This window comes from Candidatus Electrothrix sp. (assembly GCF_052785085.1).
The window spans coordinates 1-17,751 of record NZ_JALAAI010000002.1; the positions used below are offsets into that span (position 1 = coordinate 1).

11 protein-coding genes and 1 tRNA gene are annotated in these 17,751 nt (G+C 49.9%); 6 read left to right on the forward strand and 6 right to left on the reverse strand.

The window, feature by feature from the left end:
• Positions 1 to 310: 310 nt before the first annotated feature.
• The 3 genes from rsmI to L2082_RS00435 all read left to right on the forward strand — a co-directional run bounded on the left by rsmI (position 311) and on the right by L2082_RS00435 (position 7,219).
• Positions 311 to 1,165, forward strand: coding sequence for a 16S rRNA (cytidine(1402)-2'-O)-methyltransferase (gene rsmI, locus L2082_RS00425; protein ID WP_446008789.1), 855 nt, complete (start codon positions 311 to 313; stop codon positions 1,163 to 1,165).
• A gap of 109 nt (positions 1,166 to 1,274) precedes the next feature.
• Positions 1,275 to 5,477 carry an acyl-CoA dehydratase activase gene (locus tag L2082_RS00430; RefSeq protein ID WP_446008790.1) on the forward strand — a complete coding sequence of 1,401 codons (4,203 nt, stop codon included), beginning with the start codon at positions 1,275 to 1,277 and terminating at the stop codon, positions 5,475 to 5,477.
• A gap of 479 nt (positions 5,478 to 5,956) precedes the next feature.
• Positions 5,957 to 7,219, forward strand: coding sequence for a glycosyltransferase (locus tag L2082_RS00435; protein ID WP_446008791.1), 1,263 nt, complete (start codon positions 5,957 to 5,959; stop codon positions 7,217 to 7,219).
• Between the two features lie 22 nt (positions 7,220 to 7,241).
• Here the strand turns inward: L2082_RS00435 and L2082_RS00440 are convergent, their stop codons facing one another.
• Both L2082_RS00440 and L2082_RS00445 read right to left on the reverse strand, forming a co-directional pair.
• A complete protein-coding gene (locus L2082_RS00440) occupies positions 7,242 to 7,850 on the reverse strand; it encodes an RloB family protein (protein WP_446008792.1) in 609 nt (202 codons plus the stop codon).
• Positions 7,850 to 9,175 carry an AAA family ATPase gene (locus L2082_RS00445; protein WP_446008793.1) on the reverse strand — a complete coding sequence of 442 codons (1,326 nt, stop codon included), beginning with the start codon at positions 9,173 to 9,175 and terminating at the stop codon, positions 7,850 to 7,852. Before L2082_RS00445 ends, L2082_RS00440 begins: the two co-directional genes overlap by 1 nt.
• 308 nt (positions 9,176 to 9,483) lie before the next feature.
• Here L2082_RS00445 and L2082_RS00450 point away from each other — a divergent pair, with 308 nt between their 5' ends.
• Both L2082_RS00450 and L2082_RS00455 read left to right on the forward strand, forming a co-directional pair.
• Complete coding sequence (locus L2082_RS00450; RefSeq protein ID WP_446008794.1) at positions 9,484 to 10,617, forward strand: hypothetical protein; 1,134 nt, start codon at positions 9,484 to 9,486, stop codon at positions 10,615 to 10,617.
• Complete coding sequence (locus L2082_RS00455) at positions 10,577 to 11,128, forward strand: choice-of-anchor Q domain-containing protein (protein ID WP_446008795.1); 552 nt, start codon at positions 10,577 to 10,579, stop codon at positions 11,126 to 11,128. The genes L2082_RS00450 and L2082_RS00455 overlap by 41 nt, the downstream gene beginning before the upstream one ends.
• A 391-nt stretch (positions 11,129 to 11,519) precedes the next feature.
• Here L2082_RS00455 and L2082_RS00460 read toward each other — a convergent pair whose 3' ends face one another.
• The 4 genes from L2082_RS00460 to rnc all read right to left on the reverse strand — a co-directional run bounded on the left by L2082_RS00460 (position 11,520) and on the right by rnc (position 17,477).
• Positions 11,520 to 12,566, reverse strand: coding sequence for an elongator complex protein 3 (locus tag L2082_RS00460; RefSeq protein WP_446008796.1), 1,047 nt, complete (start codon positions 12,564 to 12,566; stop codon positions 11,520 to 11,522).
• A 71-nt stretch (positions 12,567 to 12,637) separates the two neighbouring features.
• Positions 12,638 to 14,680: a S1 family peptidase gene (locus tag L2082_RS00465; RefSeq protein ID WP_446008797.1), complete on the reverse strand. Its 2,043-nt coding sequence runs from the start codon at positions 14,678 to 14,680 to the stop codon at positions 12,638 to 12,640.
• Positions 14,681 to 14,698: 18 nt separating this feature from the next.
• Positions 14,699 to 16,708, reverse strand: coding sequence for a S1 family peptidase (locus L2082_RS00470; RefSeq protein ID WP_446008798.1), 2,010 nt, complete (start codon positions 16,706 to 16,708; stop codon positions 14,699 to 14,701).
• A 25-nt stretch (positions 16,709 to 16,733) separates the two neighbouring features.
• Positions 16,734 to 17,477, reverse strand: coding sequence for a ribonuclease III (rnc, locus tag L2082_RS00475; RefSeq protein ID WP_446011342.1), 744 nt, complete (start codon positions 17,475 to 17,477; stop codon positions 16,734 to 16,736).
• 187 nt (positions 17,478 to 17,664) lie between these two features.
• Between rnc and L2082_RS00480 the strand changes: the two genes are divergently transcribed.
• A tRNA-Cys gene (locus L2082_RS00480) sits at positions 17,665 to 17,739 on the forward strand.
• Positions 17,740 to 17,751 lie beyond the last annotated feature (12 nt).

Below are 17,751 nucleotides of genomic sequence, written 5' to 3' on the forward strand. Positions count from 1 at the left end.
TCCCTTGGTTACCAATGACAAATCGTTTTTTATTACATTAATACCAGAAAAATCTCAAATGTCCATTTTTTTCTGGTGTAAAATTAAAAGATTAACCAGCTAGCAGAAAAAGGCTGTCAGGGGCCTGTTTCATATAGTAATATATATGATTATAAGAAGTACACCTTTAGAGTACCATTTCCGCCCGCCAAAATGAACTTTTTTCTCATCTTCCCTGAAAGGGGCTGAAAGAATACGCTGAATAAGGTACAAGTAATTTTATTATTCTGAAAAGACATTACCTATTCTGCACCCCCACCTGTTATTTATTATGCACACCCCAAAAAATACAGACAATACAGGCTCGCTCTATATAGTGGCAACCCCTATTGGCAATCTTACTGATATCAGTCAACGCATGCAGGATGTCCTTGCGACTGTAGATCTCATTGCCTGCGAAGATACCCGCCATACAGGCAGGTTACTGGCCCATCTGGGTATTAAAGCTGACCTTACCAGCTGTCATAAAGAAAATGAACAGCAAAAAACCGTCTATTTGCTCAAAAAACTCTCTGAAGGGCTGGATATTGCTCTGGTCTCTGATGCAGGTACTCCAGGGATCTCTGACCCTGGAGCGGTTCTGGTTCGTGGGGCGCGTGAACAAGGGCTTTCGGTTATCCCGGTGCCTGGCCCCTCAGCCCTGGCAACCGCCCTTTCTGCTTCCGGCCACCAAGGTGCAGGCTTTTATTTTGGTGGATTTCCAGCAGCCAAAACAGGAGAACGGGTGAAACAGCTCAAAGCACTCAAGGGTCTCAACTGTCCTTTAATTTTTTACGAGGCTCCCCATCGTGTCCAGGCAACCTTGCAGGATTGCCTTGAAGTTTTCGGCGACCGGCAGGCTCAGCTCTTTCGGGAACTGACCAAACTTCACGAAGAACATCTTTCCGGTCCCCTTTCCATCCTTATTGAACATACTCAAGGCAAGGTACGGGGTGAATTGGTTTTGATTATCAGCGGCCAACCAGAGCGCAAGGAAGAACAACCGGATAATCTGGACGAATTGATTCTCTGGTACCGGGATACAGAAAAAACCTCTCTCAAAGATGCGGCCCGGATCATTGCCAAGGATCTGGATTTGCCTCGATCCCAGGTCTATGGCCACGCCCTGTCTATCTGGAAAAATTAACAAGCCATCACTCAAAAAACAAAGCTTACATACAAAAAAAATTATGAAATCTCTTGGTATTTGTGCGGGCGCCTCCAGCATCTCTTTAACAGGAATTGAACAACAGTCTTTGGACAGGAAACTTCTCTTTTCTCAATCCCAGGCCCATGACGGCAACCCGAGAAAGGTGTTGCGGGAGATGTTGGAGCAGATCGACGATCTCCAGGGATACAAGATCGCAGCCACTGGACGTAAATTCAGAAATATGCTCAACTTCTCCGGTATTGCTGAACCCGAAGCTGTGGAGTTGGCGACTTCGTTTCTTCTGCCGCCGGATCATCCCTACCGGGTGGTGATCAGTGCCGGTGGAGAGACCACCATGGTTTATCATCTGGACGAGGACGGCAAGGTCAATGAAATCCATACCGGCAATAAATGCGCCTCTGGAACCGGTGAATTCTTTCTCCAGCAGCTGGGCAGGATGTCAATGAATTTGGACGAGGCCGGAAAGATGGAGATGCCGGAAAAACCCTATAAGGTCTCAGGCCGCTGTTCGGTCTTTTGCAAAAGTGACTGCACACATGCCCTGAATAAAGGGATTCCCAAGGAGCAAGTGGTTGCGGGTCTGTCCCGGATGATGTCCGGCAAGGTCATGGAGTTGCTTAAGAAGCTGCCCAAGGATGCTGTCATGCTGGTGGGCGGCTGTGTGGGCAATCAGGCAATGGTCCACTACCTGCAAGAGGCCATCCCCGATCTCTATATCCCTAAAGAGGCTGCCGCCTTTGAGGCCGTGGGCGCAGCCCTCTGGGCACTGAGCAATCAAACCCAACCATTTACCTCCCTGGACGCCATTTTTACTGACCAACAGGCTGGTCTGGCCACCCTGCCACCACTCTCTGAATGTCAGCATCTGGTGGATTATAAGCATCAGGAACGCAGTGCAGCTGAAGAAGGCGATAAGGTGATCCTTGGTCTGGATGTCGGCTCCACCACCACCAAGGGCGTACTCATGCGACGCAGTGATAAGGCCATTATCGCTGCTGAATACCTGCGTACCAACGGCGATCCCATTGGGGCCTCAAAAAATGTCTACCAAAGTCTGGCAGATCAGGTCAAAGTGCCGATCAGCATTGAGGGCCTGGGCGTCACCGGGTCCGGCCGCCAGATCGCTGGTCTCCATGCCCTGACTGACGGCGTGATCAACGAAATCGTGGCCCATGCCACTGCGGCAGTGCATTTTGACCCGGAAGTGGATACCATCTTCGAGATCGGGGGCCAGGATGCCAAGTATACCTATATCACCAATGGTGTGCCCAGCGATTATGCGATGAACGAGGCCTGTAGTGCTGGCACTGGCTCCTTTCTTGAAGAGGCGGCCAAGGAGAGCCTGGGCCTTGACGTGACCGAAATCGGTGAGACTGCTTTTCGGGCCACGGCTCCGCCTAACTTCAGCGATCAATGCGCCGCCTTTATTGGCTCAGACATCAAACGTTCGGTCCAGGAAAACGTGCCCTTAGAGGACATCGTTGCTGGCCTGGTCTACTCCATTGGTATGAATTATAATAACCGGGTCAAGGGCAACCGACCAGTGGGCAAGAAAGTCTTTGTCCAGGGCGGAGTCTGCTATAATAAGGCCGTGCCAGCGGCTATGGCCGGGCTGACTGGCAAACAAGTGGTGGTCCCTGCGGAAGCCGGACTCATGGGGGCCTTTGGGGTAGCATTAGAGGTGGAACGACGTATGGAGCAGGACCTGCTCAAGGTCCAGGAATACGATCTCCAGGAACTGATTGCCCGGCAGGTGGAATACGGCAAACCCTTTATATGCGGCGGTGGCAAGGACTGCGACCGGGGCTGTGAGATCTCCCGGATCAAGATCAAGGACAAGGTCTACCCCTTTGGCGGCATCTGCAATCGCTACGACAACCTGATCCATAACCGCAAGGTCAAGACTGAAGATCTGAATCTGGTCATCAAGAGAGAGCAGCGGGTCTTTCGGGATCTGGCACCCAATGATCCAGAGGATACCCGGCCCACTGTGGGCATGAACCGCTCTTTTCTCCTGAACACCTACTTTCCCTTTTTCAATGCCTTTTTTGCAGACCTGGGGTTTCGTCTCACCCTGCCTTCCAAGGAAGATCCCAAGGGTATGGATCAACAGGGGGCAGCCTTTTGTTACCCTGTAGAGATCGCTCATAATTACGCCGCAACCATGGTGGCAGAAAAACCAGATTATATCTTTTTGCCCCATCTTCGGGGGCTGGATATGGGGGAACCAGATATAACCTCCTGCACCTGCGTGCTGGTTCAGGGCGAGCCCTATTATCTCCGCACCGCCTTTCCTGCCCTGGCTGATGAGCAGCAGGTAATCTCCCAGGTCATTGATTTTTCCAAGGGCAATACAGCAGACACTGCGGCATTCCAGAAACTGGCCCAAAAGCTGGGTGTTGATTCAAACAAGGTCGCAGCGGCACTGAAGGCTGCTGATGCGGCCCAGAAATCCTTTACTCAGGACATTCGGGAAATGGGGAAACAGGCCTTAACAGAGCTTGAAGCAGACCCGGAAAAATTCGGCACCGTGGTTTTTGGCCGCCCCTATAATGCCTTTGCCTCTGTGGCGAATAAAGGGATTCCTGCCAAGTTTGCCAGTCGTGGCATTGCTGTGATCCCCTTTGACATGCTCCCCTACTGGGAGGAACAACTGGCTGATGACGAAAACATGTACTGGGCAATGGGCCAGATCATCCTCAAAGGTGCACGCTTTGCTGAGCGCCATCCCCAGCTCTTTAGTACTTATATTACCAATTTTTCCTGTGGGCCAGACTCCTTTCTGGTCAGCTTTTTCCGGGATGTCATGGGTCGCAAGCCCTCACTGACCCTGGAACTGGACAGCCATACTGCGGATGCCGGCCTGGAGACCCGAATTGAGGCCTTCCTCGACATTATCCACTATTATCGGGAGATTCAGAAAAAAGATCCCACTCTTCCACAAAACAAAGAGCTCTTTCATTCTGCCCAACTTGAGGAACACAACAGGGTGACTGGAGTGCGGACGTCGGATAATAACTGGGTTCCCCTTACTGATTCCAAAGTATGCCTGCTCATTCCTGCCATGAGTCGTTATGTCACCCCCTTGTTGGCAGCGGCCTTTGGCAGGATCGGTATTCGTACTGAAATCCTTCAGCCTGCTGACGAGGAAGTCCTCAAACTCGGACGGGGCAATGCCTCGTGTAAGGAATGCCTGCCCTTGCAAACCACCTTGGGATCGCTGCTCAACAGGATTAAACAACGCAAGGATGGGGAGATCCTGGTCTATTATATGGCCAGCTCTGACGGTCCTTGCCGCCTGGGTCAGTACCATGTCTACACCAAGCGGATGCTTGAACGGCAGAAGATTAAGGATGTGGCTATACTCACCCCAACCTCCATGAACGGCTATTGTAACCTGGGGGACAACTTCCTGCGGGCTGCCTGGCGGGCTGTGGTAATCGGTGATCTTTTTGATGAAATGTGGTCCACCGTGCTGGCCGGGGCCAAGGATCGCGAGGCTGGCTTGCAGGTCTTTCATGAGGAATTCGAAAAGATCAGAGCGCTCATGCACCGACGCTGGCCCATCATTGCTCCCCAGCTCTCCAAATCTGCGGCCCGCTTAGCCCGGATTCCTTTAAAGATGCCCTATGAGCAGATTCCCAAGATCTCTCTGGTGGGGGAAATGTATGTACGTCATGACCCTATCTCCTTGCAGAACATGATTGAACGGCTGGCAGACCGGGGCTTCATTGTCCGTACTGCCATGATCAGCGAATACATCAAGTTCATTGACTGGCTGATCAAACATGATATTGAAGGCGAACGGACCAAGGGTTTTGCAATCCGGGAGCAGGTGAAGCGCTACTTTAATCATGCTATCCGTAAGCGGCTTGGTCCGTCCGGGTTATTCTTTTATGATGGCAATGCGCCCATTGAGCCGGTCATGGAGGCAGGTGGCAAATATGTTTCACCCTATTTCACCGTGGAAACCATTGTCACGGTAGGCTCAGCCATACACGAGATCCTCCATCCCTCCTGCGGGATTATCTCTATCGGGCCTTTTGGCTGCATGCCTTCCCGTGTGGCAGAAGCAGTGCTGAACGAAAAGTTCACTACCACGGAGAAGCTTGCCCAACTCAAGGGCGGGGAAACCCACTGGGGACCTCTTCTGGAGAAGGATCGTAAACTGCCTTTTATCTGTATTGAGACGGATGGGAATCCCTTTCCTCAGCTCATTGAGGCCCGGATGGAGGCCTTTTGTCTTCAGGCGGAACGGCTGAATGAGCAGATGTTGGCGTGTCGGTAGGCCACTCTTTCCGATGTTGAAACATCGGTATCTGTATGCGCGCCCTCTTTGATGGCTTGCTTCTTGTCCCGGAAGGACAACCGATAATAGCCCCGTGATTTATTGCGAGGTGTTCAGGGGCAAGGAGCAAGACACAGTTCACACAGGATCACTTTCTGATTCCCTCGCCCGATGTTCTTCCTTTCCTTCGAGCGATGTTTTCTGATTCCCTCGCCCGATGCTTTTCCTTTCCTTCGAGCGATGCTTTCTGATTCCCTCGCCCGATGCTTTTTCTTTCCTTCGAGCGATGCTTTCCGATTCCCTCGCCCGATGCTTTTTCTTTCCTTCGAGCGATGCTCCCTTTCCGTATCGGATGACCGAGGAGACATGGTAAGGGCGAAAGAATTTCGTTTCTACGGATTGCGGGAATGTGCAGATTAGGGGTATGATGGGGGATTACAGGGCCCAAGGTGCGGCTGGAGGCACTGAACGATCCCTGCATGAGCTATGAAGACTGTGAGGTTCTGTGCCGTGACACTATTGAAAAGCAACCCAAGAGAAAAACCATGTCATTATTTACCCTGTTCCTGTTCTGTATCCTTGTTATTGCCCTGTTTACACTGCGGGACTACTTTCATGCCCATCACCACATAGAGCAACTGGATCATGTCCCACCTCTGGAAACAGCTGCATTGCCTTTAGTCTCTGTTATTATCCCGGCCTGTAATGAGGAGCAGGGCATTGAGGCTGCCTTAACTTCTCTCTTGTCCCTTAATTACCCCAATCTGGAAATCATTGTTCTCAACGACCGGTCCATTGATGCCACACCGCAGATCCTTGACCGCATGGCAGGCAAGCATCCCCGCCTGCGGGTGGTTCATATTACGGAGCTACCTGCAGGCTGGCTGGGCAAGAACCATGCCTTGCACCAGGGGGCTGCCCAGGCCAGGGGCGAGTTCCTGCTCTTTACAGATGCTGATGTCCACTTTGCTCCAGAAACCATCCACCGTGCCGTGGCAAAGATGGAGACCCATAAGTTGGATCATCTCTGTCTTCTTTTCCGTATGACTGCTCCGAGCCGTTTGCTCTCTCTGTTGATTGCAGACAGCCTTTCCGGTGGTTTCACCATGCTTAAACCTTGGCTGGTCAGCAAGCCAGACTCCCGCTCCTTTATCGGGGCAGGCGGTTTTAACATGATACGGAAGAGCTTTTATCACAGCTTTGGCGGTCACCGTCCTATTCGGCTCTGCCCGGTGGATGATGTGCTGCTGGGACGTCTGGCCAAAGAAAGCAGAGGCCGATGCGACTGTCTCAATGGAAGTAGCTTTGTCAGTGTGGAATGGTATGGTTCTGTTGGGGAGATGGTGCGCGGCCTGCGCAAGAACGCCTTTGCCCTGCTGGACTACCGTTTCTCTTTGCTGCTTGCAGCAACTGCGGCACTTGTCTCTGTGCATATCCTGCCGCTCTGGGGCCTGCTGCTGGCGGACGGCCTTGCTCGCCTCCTCTGCGGTACCATTGTTGGTGCAAACCTCCTGGCCCTGGCCTTGGGAGCACGAGCCTTTCAGACAGATCTTCGCTGCCTGCCCTGGTTTCCTGTTACGCCGTATATCAAGCTCTATATTATCTGGCACGCTGTGCTGTCCACCCTGATTGAGGGCGGTATTGACTGGCGTGGTACCTTTTATTCGCTGGATGAGCTGAAAGCACACAAGGTCTCGGTGCTGCCGTGGGTGAAGATGGAGAAAGGGGGCGCGGTTGATTGAGGAGGCAAGGGAGGCTGGGGCCTCAGCGGCAACCGGCTTCCGATAAGATGAATTTCTCAACCAATCTGTACACTGTTGTACCGGTATTCTTGGGCCAATCTTTGCATGGTGGAGTATCACGCAGTTTGGCTTGGTGGACAGCCTTGCTGATACTGTCCCAGGTAAATTTTCGCAGATCAATCCCTTTGTCGTAGTTCTTGAGATACTGTCTCAACCGCTCTGAACATTTACGCGAGGTATCTATACTTTTACCGTCTTCAAAATGCAGGAGCAGCCAGTATTCAAACTTGGGATTACTGAGAGCGAAACCGTAATTCTTTTTAGTCTGCGACCAAGTGAGCAGCTCCCTCAGTTGCGCATCCGTCCACTGATCTTTATCAACAACCAGCCATGCCTCGTCTGAATCCTTTAAGCTGTTCTTTTTCAGCCAGGTGGTCATACGCTTCAGAACTTGAGGCGGCGCACTGTCATGGCCGCATTTCAGGCAGTTTACCCGAACCGTTGCATCCCGGCTGTTGAACAGAGAGAAATACTGCGGTTCCGTCTTTGCTCCTTCCGCAGCAATGAGGAACAGTTTACGATACGACCGCCGCCCGGTCCGCCGGACAAACCTGCGCACTTTGCGGGCCATTACTCCCCCTCCTCAGTCTCGGAGTGCTGCAAAGGACTGTTCAGCAGAATATGCGGTATACCGCCCAGCCGTCCCTGAAGATAGCTTTTCCGAATATCTTTATCTTGAGCAGCATCCTTATACTCACTAAAAGAAAAGAGTGTTGACGCACCTGTAGCATCCCGTTCCGTCACCCACATTTCATCATGTCGCAGAAGTTCTTTCTCCATGAGCAGCAGATCATGGGTGGTCAGCAAGAGCTGTGAGCGGGTCTTTGCCGAGCAGCCAGCAAGATAGCCTTCAAGCAGTCTTCGGGTCAGCAGGGTATGCAGGCTGCGGTCAATTTCATCTATCACATATACCCGGTTTGAAGTCTTACCGGAAAGATCAAGAAAGACAGGCAAGAGTTCGATAACCCGCAAAGTACCATCCGACTCCTGATGCATCTCAAACTTTGCCTCTGTGCCGTCTGTTTTTCGATGAGAGGTCATCAGTTTCTTCGCAATCAGCTTTTCTCCTTTCCGGGTAACGAAAAGTATTGTCAAGCCACCCGTCTGGCTCAATGGATCCCGAACAGTAGCAGTTGCACCTTCTTTCAGATTTTTTTGTATCTCGCGCTTCAGTGTCTCCGGTAATGAGAATGAGATATGTTCGAGTGGGACTTCTTCTCCTGACATATGCACTATACCCGTGTCCAGCTGTTGCAGCAGCTCATTCATAGTTTGGGATAAGGAACCATCCTCAACAACGGGAAAGAGGTCGGGAGAAGAATCAGGCGAGACGAGTTTGAGCGTATCCTTAAACCAATCATACACCGGCCTGAAGGCGTTGACCTTCTGTGAAACAGAGTTGGTGAGAAAGAGCTGGTTATCTCTGGTGCCGTCAAACACGACCTGAAGCGACGGGTCTTCGGGTGGTCTTCCCGGTCTGCTGTAAAGAACTTCCTCCTGCTCGCCTGTAATCTTCACAAGCTGCTCTTCCACAACAGCAGTTCTGGTCACAGCAAAGCTGAAATCATAGATGACCTCATCAATCAGCAATTCAAAGGCGAATCGGGCAGGTTGCGCTGTTCTGTCCGCATCCAGACAAAAGGTCTCAACCGGAATGGCTTCGTCAAGCTGCGTAATATTGACAACCAAGGATTTGGCAAAGTTCAGGGCCTTAAATAAGTTGCTCTTGCCGGAGGCATTACCGCCATAGATTGCTGCAATGGGCAGAACCTTTGTCCGGTACGTGTTGAGTCTGGCAAGACGTCCGCCATGCCGACGCTCCTCTGTTGCAAGCATCGAAAAGGAGACCGGGTCGCGGAAGGACATCCAGTTTTCAAGCGAAAAGCTTATGATCATGGTATGCTCTCTCAGGTGTGCAAATGCTCTTGTATCCAGAGCATCACCTTAGAAAGTCAGGCTGTGAAAATCAAGGGGAAAGATGCTCGTGTACTCTTTTATTCCTTTGGCGATGCTCCTTTTCCGGGTCGGATGAACGAGGAGATATGGTACGGCCGAAAGATTTTTTGCACCTACAGGTTGAGGGAATGTACAGCTTGCAGGTATAATGAGGCATTGCATGGGCACGGTACGGTATACGCCGACGGATTATGGCAAAAACAGGTAAGAAGGCGAATTCATCGTGACCACGATTGATCACTTGCTCAATGAGGAGGAACCAGTACATGAAGACAGAACAGACGATTATCCTTACACTGCTCCTGCTGCTCACGGCACCGGTTCAGGTACTCGGCTTCGGCAGTGGGCTGGAAGTCTGCCCTGCACCTGTCGATCCGGTCAGCCTTTCCAACCCCACCGTTGTCAGCGAATTCACCCAGACAGCCCTGCAGGCAGCACTCAATACGGGCGGACATATCACCTTTGCTGCTACCAAACCTGTCACCATCCCGATCAGTACAGAGCTTGTCCTCAGCACAGCGCATGATACCGTGCTGGACGGAAAGGGTCTGGTCACCCTGGACGGCCAGGGACAGACGCGCATCCTGAAAAAAGATTGGCACGATCCTGCTTCCACGATATCGATCACCCTACAAAACATCCGTCTGATCAACGGCAAAGCTCCGAGCGGCGGCAGTACCGGGGTGCATTCAGGAGGAGCAGTCAACGTGGGGCATCCGGGAACGAGCCTCTACATCATCAATTCCACCTTTGCAAATAACGCCACCACTGACACCGACACCGCAGATAACCAGGGCGGAGCAATCTTTGCCGCCAACTGCTACGAGACGATCATAACAGGATCAACCTTTGCAAACAATCAGGCCGGAAACGGCGGGGCTTTCGGCGGCATCGCCACCGGGCTCTTGGTGTTCAATTCCAGCTTTACTGGCAACGACGCAGTGGATACATCGACAGGCGGCGTTGTCAGGGGCCATGGAGGTGCCGTTCACCTGGACGGCGTGACCAACACGTACAACCCTGATTCCAATAAACGGGTCTCCGTCTGCGGCTCTGTTTTTGAGGGCAACACCGCAGTCCGTGGCGGCGGCGCGCTTAAGGTGACGGTCTCAGACAACAAGGGAATAAAGGCCAGCTACGAGAAGTCGCAGTTCGTGAAGAACAGTGTATCAGGGGCCAGCGCAACAGAGGGGCATGGCGGGGCCATCTATCATATTGAAGATGACCTGGACGGGGGCGCGAACGAGCTGAACGCAGAGATCCTGGAATGTACATTCAGCCAGAATACCGCTTGGAGGCAGGGGGGGAGGCGTCTGGGTCTCGGCCCTGGGACAGATCAAGGTGACGAACTCCACCTTTTCCGGGAACCGGACGAGCCATAGCTCCCTTGGCATGGGCGGCGGCCTCGTGCTCGCACAGGGGGAAGCGAGCGTCACCAATTCGACCTTTGTGGAGAATTATGCCTGGTTTCATGGAGCAGGCATTCAAGCAAGCAACAATGCCACGGTGGCCCTGCAGAACAACCTGTTTGACCATAACGCATCAGAACGGGACTGGGCCTGCTATCAGATGAACCGGGCAGCTGACCTGGACATGGGCGGCAATCTGCAATATCCACAGGAGCGCTTCAATCAGAGCAACAGTCCTGATGACTGTAAGGTCACACCCTCAGTGCTCATCGCCGATCCCCTGGTACAGGCTCTGGCAGACAACGGCGGCCCCACCATGACGGTCGCTCTTGCCCAGGGAAGCCCTGCCATCAATGCGGGATCAAGTGCAGGTGCCCTGACAACGGATCAGCGCGGTTATATACGGGATAAACAGGTCGATATCGGTGCCTATGAGTACGGTAGGCCGTATATCGTCATGATCCTGAAGATGCTGTTGTTGTAGCCCGGTAGATTGGGCTGAGGCACGAACCCCAACAATCAAGAGGCGAGTCGGACATGTCGGGGTTCGTTCTGCACGCCCGCAACCTGTGAACTAACAAACAGCAGAGGTTTTGCCTTCCAAAAGGCGTAGGTTTTGCCTATCAAAAGGCATAGGCTTTGCCATTCAAAAGGCCTGGGTTTTGTCTATCAAAAGGCATAGGTTTTCCCTATCAAAAACCCTCCCTTTTGATATATAGAAGGGAGGGTTTTACATCTCAAAAGGGAGACCTTTTAGTATATAGAAGGGTACCCTTTTGATTCTCCAAAAACTCGAATTGATCAATGTCTATATTCATCTCTTTCCATAAAGAATAATCATTCCTTATCAGGAGGTTCCCCATGCCGGTTGGATACTATGTCAGAGAAAACAAACTCACTGTACCACGCTCTAAACCAGATTCCGTACTCAGCTGAATACGCTGCCAAAGCCCAAGCTCTTGCAGTCGTTTGACATTGGCAGACTTCATTCCACGAAAGACCGATTGGTCCCGTTGGTTGATACAGACCTGAATCAATCCTTCAGAAGGGGCTTGAGCAAGGAGATGTCTTGTTTTACGCAGCATCAGGCGGGAGGCCACCAATTCACCAAAGGCAGGATGCCAGGGACCAGCCAGCAACGAAGATTCAAGTTCAGGCCCGGCCTGTAAGCCCATGCGCACCACCCGGATACCAGCCCTGTCAAAACGTGCCTTCATCCAGGCCGCTAAAACCACAGCCTTATCTAAACTGAGTGGCGTATATTCTCCCCGGCTGTATTGATCAGCCAGCTCACTGTTCCGCACCACCAGGAGAGGATAGATACGGACAAAATCAGGTTGTAGCACAATGACGCGTTCAACGGTCCTGCGCAAAGATGTGCGAGTATCAGCTGGCAAGCCCAGCAGCAACTGGACACCGATTTCCATACTTGCCTGTCTGAGCAGAGGAATTGCCCGCTCTACATCAGCAGCTGTATGTCCACGCCGGGCCAGATCCAACACTTGATCATTCATGGACTGCACACCCAGCTCTACCGTAGAGACCTGGTATTGGCGGAGCAAGGCCACTCGTTGCTGATCAATATAGTCAGGCCGGGTGGATAAACGAAGACTGTGTACCCTGCCCTGCTCAAGAAAAGGCGCAACCGCACCCAGCAGTTCCTGCTGGCGGGTCTGGGGTAAACCGGTAAAACTGCCACCATAGAAAGCAACCTGGACCTTGCGTTTCTTTGGCCCCTTTCTTTCAAGCCATGTCTGGACAGTATCCTGAACATCTGCACCGCTTACCTGCTTTTCAGTAACCCCACTAATCCTGCGTTGATTACAAAAGACACAACAATGCGGGCAACCCTCATGGGGAATAAAAATCGGAATGACCAGAAGAGATCCCATCTCAGCCAAGCTGTTCAGAATCGGATTCATTGCGTTCCAGGATCCTGATCAGCACGGCAAGAATTTCATTCACATCCGGGAGCAAGGAATAGGCGTTCATATCAGGATCCCTGCTCAGTGAATTCCACACTCTGAAAAAACCGTGTACAATCCTGTTCCACATCTTTTTCTTCAGCTGTGGAAGCTTTATAAGTGCAGCCCACTGTGAAGATATTTTGTATATTTTCACCCCCAGGAGCTGTAATTGTTTTTTTCGTTTGCAACGCTGGCCGCTGCACAACGAATCGGTTTCCTTGGGCAATCTTCTTCCCGGAAAACTCACCCGTACCAGTGATACTCTCTTTCCATGTTCTGATATAGTGCTCAGAATCAAAGGGGCCAGGTTCAAAAAACGATTCAATACTATAATACGATGAACTTCCTTTTTCAGGAAACAAGGAAAACATAATCAGATCCTCGGCAAGGAGCTGATCATTGGCATATCCAAGATGCAGACGCATATTAGATTCGCCGGTAATATCAGGCTGCTTTAAATCAATCTGAAAATCTTGCAGGTGAATTTTTGTTCGCCCTTGTTTATGGCTGATCTCAGCCCCCTGAAAATAAGCTGGCAGATACTTTTCTCCAAGGGCGAGATACTCTTCCCAATCATCAATGCTCCCTTCATAACCAACAACTAATTCGTTACATGATTCATGGGAAGCAGCAATATAATCGCGTGTAAGAAGACTCGCGCGCCTGCTCGTAATAATACAGACAGCCCCTTTGGGTGAAGGAAGACAGCTGCTATACAGCAAGTCATCATTATAAGGAATATACCAGAGCGAAGAAGTCCATTGCCTGCCCAGTCCATCACGCCAATGCTCTGTTTTTTCCGGCTCACCCAAGCCGTTAACCTGTACCCTCTCTCTGCCGACATAGCGAAAATAGGGAACCGCACTGAACACGGTCTCAAGAAGCATGGTCGGAGAATCCAGAAAGGTCTTGAGATCGCTTTCTGGAGGTTTCTCTGCGACCACCAGCATATCAAAATAATCAGCGCGACGAAAACGATCCATTGAAGGATCTAAGGGACCATGATACACATTCTGCCCTTCCTTAAGCGGTTCTTTTTCCAGGTTCACTTGCTCTGCTGTCCATTTTCGAAAATTAATATCAGGGCGTACTTGAGCAAGGCCGTCAATAATGGGTTGCCTTCTCAGGTAATAGCGAAACCGTTCTCCGGCAGGAAAATTCTTCTCTTTGACCTGCTCTTTCAGATCCTTGCGCAGCGTCCTGTAAAAAGATCGCAAAGCATCATGGGCCTGCCCGGCAAGCTCGGGAATTGTTGCAGGCAAAGAGGCTGTATAGGACCAATCTTTGCTGATTGTAGCGGAACTCCCCGAAATCCCCAGCATGACATTGCGTTGGTGAAATTCCCCCTTGTCACCAAGATTATCCGCTTCACTGATCGGTACCGCGACATTATAATTTTCACTCAGGTTACCTTTAACTATCACTCCAATGACCTCTCCTGTCGTATTCAGCAACGGTCCGCCGCTGTTTCCCGGAGATGACGGGGATGAAAAACGAATATCTTCCCATTCTCCATAAAACCATTCAGGGGTGAACGAGGCCACCTGACCTGCCCGATAGGCTATGCCTTCTCCCAGCGTATTGCCTGCGGAAAAGACAGTATCGCCGACCTCAACCTGACGATTAAAATGGAGTGGAGTGACCTTTTCCGGGTATTCTTTCAGGTCAAACACCACCATATCCCTTTTGGAGGAGCACTTCAGGATTTTATTGACCGGATAGATTTCACCCTTGTTATCACGGATAAAAAAGTCTTTGTGCAGAGAGAAATGAGTCAGGTCAAAAACGTGCTCTGCGGTCATCAACTCCTTTTCACTGATGAAAAATGCCGTTCCTATACTATGATACTTTTCAGTCCTTCTTGCATAAGGCAACTTCTCAAAAGGAAGTTTTCTGGCATAGGTTATCCTGTCATCTTCCAGTTTCGGCGTCACCACCTCATAAATACCGTGATTAAGTTCCTGAAGAAGATCTTTCTCCAGAAACTCAATATTATTAGCAACAGCCCCTTCCCTGCAGAACAACAGCAGGGAAAGTATTGTACAACAAAATGTTGCAAAAAACTTCATAATGCTCCTCCTTCTGAATTATGTATCTGTGAACTGAATACTTTGAAAAAACCGTTCACAATCCTGTTCCACATCTTTTTCTTCAGCTATGGAAGCCTTATAGGTACAACCGACCGTGAAAATCTTTTGTATCTTTTCACCATCTGGATCTGTAATTGTTTTCTCCGTCTGTAAAGCTGACCGCTGCACAACAAGCCGGTTTCCCTGAGCTGTTTTTTCCCCGGAAAAATCACCTGTTCCAGAAATAACTTCTTCCCATATTCCTCTGTAAGCATCAGAGCTGAATGGACTTGGCTCATAATATGGTCGCACAGTATAAGAAAGCGGACGTCCCTTTACCGGAAACAAGGTAAGCATAACCAAATCTTCACTAAGGAGTTGGTTATTGGCATAGCCAAGATGAAGACGTAAACTTGTATCTTCTGCTATTTCAGGATGGTCAAAATTCATTTGGAAATCTTTCAGACGAATCTCAGCCCGCCTTTTCTTTCCGATGATTTCAGCCTGATCAAAAAAGGACGGCAGATATTTCTCTCCCAAAGAAAGGAATTCTTCCCAATCCCCAAGACTACCTTCATAGCCAACAACCAACTCATCAGCGCCTTCCTGAACACTGGCAAAATGATCCAGCCCAAGAAGGCTTGTGGAGTCGTCCAGAAGATTACAGATCGCTCCGTTGGGGTAAGGAAGACAATGCATGTAGATAAAATAATCAATATACGGAACATACCAAAGCGAGGACCTCCATTTCCGGCCTAAATTATCCTGCCATGCCTCTGTTTCCACAGGTTCACCCAGACCGGTCAGGCGTACCTTATCCGTTCCCATCTGGCGAAAATAGGGAGTTGCGGCCAATAAGGTTTCCAGAATCATTCTTGGGGAGTCCAAAAAGGACTTCAGCTCAACATTCACCGGTTTTTCAATAATAGCCTGCATATCAAAATATTGCGTCTGAGCATGAAAAACGCTCTGCTTTTCAGCCAGAGGCTCTTTTGTCAGATGCTGAGAACGAGCTGTCCATTTCCGAAAAGTAACATCAGGCTGAATTGAAGCAAACCCCTGAATAACCGGTTGATTCCTCAAATAGAAACGAAACCGTTGGCTACGAGGAAAGTTTTTCTCCTTTACTTTTTCAGTGAGTTGCTTTCTCAGTTCCCGATAAAATTCACCCAGAGATTTCTGCGCCTTCTGCGTCAATTCCTCAAGGGTTGCTGGCAAAGGCACCTGATATGCCCAATCCCGGATAAGAGATTCCGACGTGCCTTCAATAACAACACTGACATTGCGGGCATGAAATTCAGCCTGAGTCCCCAGCTTGTCCAACTCACTGATCGGAACAGCAACATTGTAATTTTCACTTGAGTTTCTTCTTTGGACAACCACACCAACAACTTCGCCTTCTGTATTCAGCAAAGGTCCACCACTGTTGCCCGGAGATGCCGGTGAGGTGAACCGGATATCCTGCCATTCTCCGTAAATCCGTTCAGGTGTGAATGACGCCACCTGTCCGGCCCGATACGATATCCCTTCTCCCAGCGCATTGCCTGCGGAAAACACGGTATCACCAATCTCAACTTTCCGGTTAATGTTGAGCGGGATGACGTGCTCAGGATATTTCTGCAGATCCAGGACCAGCAGGTCGCGGCGGGTCGAGCATTTATGTACTTTGCCGACCGGATACACCTTTCCTTCCGCATCACGGATAAAATACTCTTTCTTCAAAGAAAAACTCTTGAGATCAAAAACATGCTCTGCTGTCATCAATTCTTTTTCATTGATGAAAAATGCCGTTCCTATGCTGTGATATTTTTCCTCTCTTTCTACATAATCAAGCTTTTCAAAGGGAAGCTTTCTGGCATAGGTTATCTTCTCATCTTCCAGCTTTGGCGTCACAACCTCATAAATACCGTGATTCAGTTTTTGGATCAGCGCTTTATCCAAAAATTCGATATTATTACCGCCAAGGGAGGTTCCGCACCACAGTACTATTGAGAACACAAACCAGCAGAACATCACATACAATTTCATAAAATTCCCCCGATATAGTAACGATTTATTTTTTTGTAGCTTTCTGTTTTTCCAAGAGGAATTTCAAAGCTGCATGGGCTGCGCGCTGTTCTGCCTCTTTTTTGCTGCCTGCCTGGCCAGTGCCAAGAATTTTTTCCTGAAACCGAGCTGATACGGAAAAAATCCGGGCATGTGCCGGCCCTTTCTCATGATCAAGGAAATATTGCGGCCCCTGATTATGCATTTCCTGAAGATGCTCCTGCAAACGACTCTTTGCATCTGCATGAATGAGCTTTTCCCCTTGTTGCTCAATCAGGGGGGTAAAAACTTTCTCCACGTGTTGCGACACCACCTCATAACCTGCATCCATAAACATGGCTCCGATTAATGCCTCATAGGCACAGGAAAGAATCGAACTTTTCTCCCTGCCTCCAGAACTGTCCTCGCCGCGTCCAAGAAGTAGGTATTTTCCCAGCTCAAAACTCCGGGCAACCCCAGCCAACCCTGTTTCATTCACCAAAGCAGATCGTATCCGGGTCAGCTGGCCTTCACGTTTTTGTGGAAAACGGGTAAAAAGCATATGACCTATGGTCAGGTCCAGCACTGCGTCACCAAGAAACTCTAATGTTTCATTATGTTGACTGTTCTCTAACCGCTCAAAGGCAAATGAGCTATGGGTCATGGACAAAAGCAATAATTCTTTTTTACTAAAAGTGTAGCCCAATCTTTCCTGGAGTTCTGCAAGCTGTTCTGCCTGATCCAGAAGCAATACTTCAATTGTGGTTGCCATTTTTTCTTTGGATTCTTTGAATAATAATTCAGTGCTGACCTTATCGTTATTTCAAATAAAAAAAACATATCCGACCATTACTGTGTGAACACGATCTGCCTGATAAGGTCAAAAGAGAACATTTTTCCCTTGTCAAAATCATCCAGTAATAGTATAAAAGTTCGCATTGCACATAAAGTGCAGATGAGGCGACGTAGCCAAGCGGTAAGGCAGAGGTCTGCAAAACCTTTATTCAGCGGTTCAAATCCGCTCGTCGCCTCCAATAAAACAATTC

What these genes read in the sequence shown, in the direction of transcription:
- L2082_RS00445 (WP_446008793.1), bottom strand. Translation starts at nt 9,175, where the DNA reads ATGATCATAAGCTTTTCGCTTGAAAACTGGATGTCCTTCCGCGACCCG.
- rnc (WP_446011342.1), bottom strand. Translation starts at nt 17,477, where the DNA reads ATGGCAACCACAATTGAAGTATTGCTTCTGGATCAGGCAGAACAGCTT.
- L2082_RS00465 (WP_446008797.1), bottom strand. Translation starts at nt 14,680, where the DNA reads ATGAAGTTTTTTGCAACATTTTGTTGTACAATACTTTCCCTGCTGTTG.
- L2082_RS00470 (WP_446008798.1), bottom strand. Translation starts at nt 16,708, where the DNA reads ATGAAATTGTATGTGATGTTCTGCTGGTTTGTGTTCTCAATAGTACTG.
- L2082_RS00460 (WP_446008796.1), bottom strand. Translation starts at nt 12,566, where the DNA reads ATGAATCCGATTCTGAACAGCTTGGCTGAGATGGGATCTCTTCTGGTC.
- L2082_RS00450 (WP_446008794.1), top strand. Translation starts at nt 9,484, where the DNA reads ATGAGGAGGAACCAGTACATGAAGACAGAACAGACGATTATCCTTACA.
- rsmI (WP_446008789.1), top strand. Translation starts at nt 311, where the DNA reads ATGCACACCCCAAAAAATACAGACAATACAGGCTCGCTCTATATAGTG.
- L2082_RS00440 (WP_446008792.1), bottom strand. Translation starts at nt 7,850, where the DNA reads ATGGCCCGCAAAGTGCGCAGGTTTGTCCGGCGGACCGGGCGGCGGTCG.
- L2082_RS00435 (WP_446008791.1), top strand. Translation starts at nt 5,957, where the DNA reads ATGAGCTATGAAGACTGTGAGGTTCTGTGCCGTGACACTATTGAAAAG.